This window comes from Ameyamaea chiangmaiensis (genome assembly GCF_013376175.1).
Taxonomy (GTDB): Bacteria; Pseudomonadota; Alphaproteobacteria; order Acetobacterales; family Acetobacteraceae; genus Ameyamaea; species Ameyamaea chiangmaiensis.
This window is the reverse complement of record NZ_JABXXR010000189.1, coordinates 1-4,373: the sequence shown is the minus strand read 5'-3', so window position 1 is coordinate 4,373 and position 4,373 is coordinate 1. Positions and strand designations below refer to the sequence as shown.

Sequence of the window (4,373 nt, the reverse complement as noted above, 5' to 3'; positions counted from 1 at the left end):
CGGCGGCGGTCAGCGTTTGCACGGCGGCGGTGGCGGCCGGTCGGGTCACGCACGCCGCGTTGCCTGAGGGCCGCGCGCGCTGCCAGTCTGGCGTTCACGGGCGCTGTTCCTGACGCCGGGTAGCCTTTTGTTCTGATAATGGTGGACGCCGCCGGGAGGTCTCTCCCGGCGGCGTTTGTCATTGCCCGTGATGGTGGCCGTCATGACCCGGGCGCCTTCGGACGGGGCAGGCGGACACCGCCGCGCGCGGGATCATTACTTTCGTTTTTACGAGAGGGAAACGATCGGGTCGCCGTGAGGGGGGATACGATTTGTTGGCGCTGTGACCTGCAAACAATGCGTCCGGAAAAACGCGCCGGCCCGCAAAAAGAATGGACTTCGCATCGTGACGGTGCTTATTCGGGTTGCTACGTTGCAAACGCATTCAACAACCGACCGGAACCAACATGAGCAAGGCTTTTATCGCTGCCGTTATTCAGGACTCCATTAACTGCACGGGAGTCGCGTCCAACAAGGCGGCGGAAGATCTGATCGGCGCGATCGTGTCCGAACTCAAGAAGGAAGGCCGTTTCACGCTGCCGTCCTTTGGCACCTTTACCGTGCACAAGACCAAGGCGCGCAAGGCCCTCAACCCCCGCACGCAGGAGCCCGTGAAGGTGAAGGCCGGCAAGACCGTCCGCTTCAAGGCCAGCCCGAATCTGAAAAAAGCTGTCTGAGACAGAGTTTTTCTCGGACACGGCCCTCGTCCTTCCGGTGCCGGAGGGCGTGCGGCCTGTTCGATACGGGCCGCGTGATGTCCGGGCGGGAACACTCGCCCCGGTTCAGGGCGGTGGATAGTTCCCCGGATAGATGATCCGCTCCGGCGGCCCGGGCGCATGTGGCGGGCCCTTCTTGCCGCACGCGCTCAGCAGCGCCGGGAGTGCCAGCAGAAGAGCCGATACCATCACGACCCGCGCGCTGCCGCGCAGGTGGGTATGGCGTGTCCGTCTCATGCGGTCATGTCCTTTTCCAGGCGGGCCAGCCAGGCGGTCGCCTGTGCTCGGACGTTGACAGGGGCGGTGCCCCCTTCGCTGGTGCGCGACGCGATCGAGGCGTCCACGGTCAACACCGAAAACACGTCGGCGGTGATCCCGGGCTCCTCGGCCTGCATCTCCTCGAGGGTGAGGTCGGCAATGTCGACGCCCCGGGCCTCGGCGCGGCTGACGATCCGGCCCGTGACATGATGGGCGGTGCGGAACGGCACCCGCAGCACCCGGACAAGCCAGTCGGCAAGATCCGTCGCGGTGGAAAAGCCCGATCCGGCCAGTGCTCGCATCCGGCCCGCGTCGGGCGTCAGATCGCGGATCATCCCGTCCATCGCCGCAAGGCTGAGGGCCGTGGCGTCGGTGGCGTCGAACACCGGCTCCTTGTCTTCCTGCGAATCCTTGGCGTAGGCCAGCGGCAGCCCCTTCATGACCGTCAGCAGGCCCACGAGTGACCCGGCGACGCGTCCCACCTTGGCGCGCACCAGCTCGGCCGCATCCGGGTTGCGCTTTTGCGGCATGATCGACGACCCCGAGGTGAAGGCGTCGGACAGGCGAATGAAGCCGAACGGCGCGGAACACCAGATCACGATTTCTTCGGCCAGACGCGACAGGTGCATCCCCAGAATCGTCAGCGCCGCGAGATATTCCAGCGCGAAATCGCGGTCCGAAACGGCGTCGAGCGAATTGGCGGTGGGGCGGTCGAAGCCCAGCGCGTCGGCGGTCATGCGCCGGTCGATCGGAAAGGATGTGCCCGCCAGTGCGGCTGAACCCAGCGGGCATTCGTTGAGGCGTCTGCGCGCATCGGCCAGACGCCCCCGGTCGCGGGCCAGCATCTCGACATACGCCATCAGATGGTGGCCGAACGTCACCGGCTGGGCCGTCTGCAGATGCGTAAAGCCGGGCATGACCGTGTCGGCGTGGGCCAGCGCGCGTGTGGCCAGCGCGTGCATCAGGGCGCGGGCCTGCGCGTCGATCCCGTCGATCGCGTCACGAACCCAGAGGCGAAAATCGGTCGCGACCTGATCGTTGCGCGACCGCGCCGTGTGCAGGCGCTTGCCGGCCTCGCCGATGCGTTCGGACAGACGGGCCTCGATATTCATGTGAATATCCTCGAGCTCTTCACTGAAGGTGAAGCGCCCTGCCTCGATCTCCGCGCCGATCCCGGCCAGTCCCGCGCGGATCGCGGCGAGTTCGTCGGCCGACAGGATGCCCACATGAGCCAGCATCGCGGCATGGGCCAGCGATCCCGCGATGTCCTGGCGCCACAGGGCCTTGTCGAAATTGATCGAGGCGTTGATATCCTGCATGATCGCCGACGGGCCGCCGGCAAACCGGCCGCCCCATTGCGCATTGGCCGTATGCGCGGCCGTGGCGCCCTCCGCCGGAACCTGACCCGAAGACACCATGACCCATCCTTTTCCTTCTGCCCTGTCCCGGACTGCCCAGCCGGTCGTCGCGCGTCGGCGCCTTCTGACGCAGGCGCTCGCTGTCGGCGGCACCCTACTGTCCGCGCAGGCGGTGCGCAAACACTCTCGTGCCGCCACGACCGATGCGGCGGACCCGCCGGCACCCTTGTCGTCGATCGCGCAGCATATGCCCATGGCTGCTCCCGACATCACCTTTGCCGACGCCGCGGGCGCGGCCAGCACCCTGTCGCGTTGGCACGGGCGCCCGGTGGTCCTGCATCTGTGGGCGACGTGGTGCGGACCCTGCGTCACCGAACTGCCGCAGCTCGCGCGTCTGGCGGCGGCGTTGACCCCCTCGGACCCGGCGATCGTCGTGGTGTCGGTCGACCGGGGCGGTGCGCCGGTGGTCACGCGGTTCCTCGACGCGCATCACATCAGCGGATTGCAGACCTTCTACGACCCCGATCACCGCGCGATGACCGCGCTGGCGATCGAGGAACTGCCGTCCACGGTGGTGTTCGACGCGCAGGGACAGGAAATTGCGCGCCATGGCGGTCCGCTGGCGTGGGGTGCGCCCGACGCGGCCAAAACGCTGCGGGAACTGGTGTCGTAAGGCACTGCCTGCGCGTGACCCGCTGGCCGGCAGCCTGAAAATGGAGGAATAATGTCTCAGATGGTGACGGGCCTGGACCCGGTCTCCCTGCTTCACGACGACGATCCCGCGCCGGTGCGGGTGTTCGGTGCATCCGGTGCATCGCCGTTCGTGCTGGTCAGCGATCATGCCGGGCGGGCGGTTCCGCGTGCGCTGGGTGACATGGGCGTGTCGCCGGCGGATTGGGAGCGGCATATCGCGTGGGATATCGGTATGGCTGGCGTGGGTCGCGCCCTGGCCGAGCGTCTGGACACGATCCTGATTGAACAGGTGTATTCCCGGCTGGTCATCGACTGCAATCGTGCGCCGGGGCATCCGAACTCCGTGCCCGAGGTCAGCGATGGCACGGTGGTGTCGGCCAACCTCGCCATCGCCGAGGCGGATCGCCGTGCGCGCGAAGATGCGATCCTTCATCCTTATCAGGCTCGTATCCGGGTCGAGCTCGAGGCCCGTGCGGCAACAGGACAGCCGACTGCCCTGATTGCCCTGCACAGCTTCACACCCCATATGGCTGGCGTCGACCGCCCGTGGCATGCCGGTGTCCTGCATCACCGTGATCCGGGGCTGGGTCGCGCGCTGCGCGCTTTTCTATTGGCCGATGGCGTGCCGGTCGTCGGCGATAATGAGCCCTATGTGCTCAGCGATGCGTCCGACTACACCGTGCCTTTGCATGCCGAGACACGGGGCCTGCCCTACGTCGAACTCGAAATCCGGCAGGATCTGGTTGGCGATGACGCCGGGCAGGCGGAATGGGCCGACCGGCTGGCGCGTCTGCTGCCCGCGGCACTTGAGCGGTATCACGCGGCATGACCACGGCTGCCGCCACGGACACCGGGTCCGTCCAGCGTATCACGGGTGCCGCGACACTCGCCGGTGTGGTGGGCTGGCCGGTGGCGCATTCGCGCTCACCGCTGCTGCACAATTACTGGCTGCGGCGGTATGGCATCGATGGGGCGTATGTGCCGCTTGCCGTGCCGCCCGGCCAGCTGGCGACCGCGCTGCACGGCCTGCGCGTGGCCGGTTTCCGGGGCGTGAACGTCACGATTCCGCACAAGGAGGAGGCATTCGCTCTGTGCGACGACCACGATCGCTCCGCGTTGCGGGCGGGATCGGCGAACACGCTGGTGTTTCTGGCTGACGGGCGTATCCGGGGCCTGTCGACCGACGGGGCCGGTTTCCTCGGTAATCTTCAGGCCCATGGGGTCAGGCCCGCCGGACGGGCGCTCGTGCTCGGGGCCGGTGGCGCCGCGCGGTCGGTCGTCGCGGCGCTGCTCGATCAGGGCGTGGAGG

Annotated in this window: 6 protein-coding genes; 4 read left to right on the top strand and 2 right to left on the bottom strand. The window is 67.4% G+C overall.

Annotated features, from left to right (window positions below; genetic code table 11):
• Positions 1 to 446: 446 nt before the first annotated feature.
• Positions 447 to 716, top strand: coding sequence for an HU family DNA-binding protein (locus HUK82_RS14765; protein WP_176614677.1), 270 nt, complete (start codon positions 447 to 449; stop codon positions 714 to 716).
• Between the two features lie 105 nt (positions 717 to 821).
• Here the strand turns inward: HUK82_RS14765 and HUK82_RS14760 are convergent, their stop codons facing one another.
• Together HUK82_RS14760 and argH are read right to left on the bottom strand one after the other, a co-directional pair.
• Positions 822 to 992: a hypothetical protein gene (locus HUK82_RS14760; protein WP_176614673.1), complete on the bottom strand. Its 171-nt coding sequence runs from the start codon at positions 990 to 992 to the stop codon at positions 822 to 824.
• Positions 989 to 2,431, bottom strand: a complete 1,443-nt coding sequence (argH, locus tag HUK82_RS14755; RefSeq protein ID WP_176614676.1) for an argininosuccinate lyase — start codon at positions 2,429 to 2,431, stop codon at positions 989 to 991. Before argH ends, HUK82_RS14760 begins: the two co-directional genes overlap by 4 nt.
• Between argH and HUK82_RS14750 the strand changes: the two genes are divergently transcribed.
• From HUK82_RS14750 to HUK82_RS14740, 3 genes are all read left to right on the top strand, one after another.
• Positions 2,430 to 3,044 (top strand): TlpA family protein disulfide reductase, encoded by a 615-nt coding sequence (locus HUK82_RS14750; protein ID WP_176614675.1) that lies wholly within the window; start codon positions 2,430 to 2,432, stop codon positions 3,042 to 3,044. The genes argH and HUK82_RS14750 overlap by 2 nt on opposite strands.
• Positions 3,045 to 3,104: 60 nt before the next feature.
• Positions 3,105 to 3,893, top strand: a complete 789-nt coding sequence (locus HUK82_RS14745) for an N-formylglutamate amidohydrolase (protein ID WP_176614674.1) — start codon at positions 3,105 to 3,107, stop codon at positions 3,891 to 3,893.
• Positions 3,890 to 4,373, top strand: a 484-nt coding sequence (locus tag HUK82_RS14740) for a shikimate dehydrogenase family protein (protein ID WP_394367508.1), incomplete at its 3' end; no start/stop codon positions are given. The genes HUK82_RS14745 and HUK82_RS14740, both read left to right, overlap by 4 nt.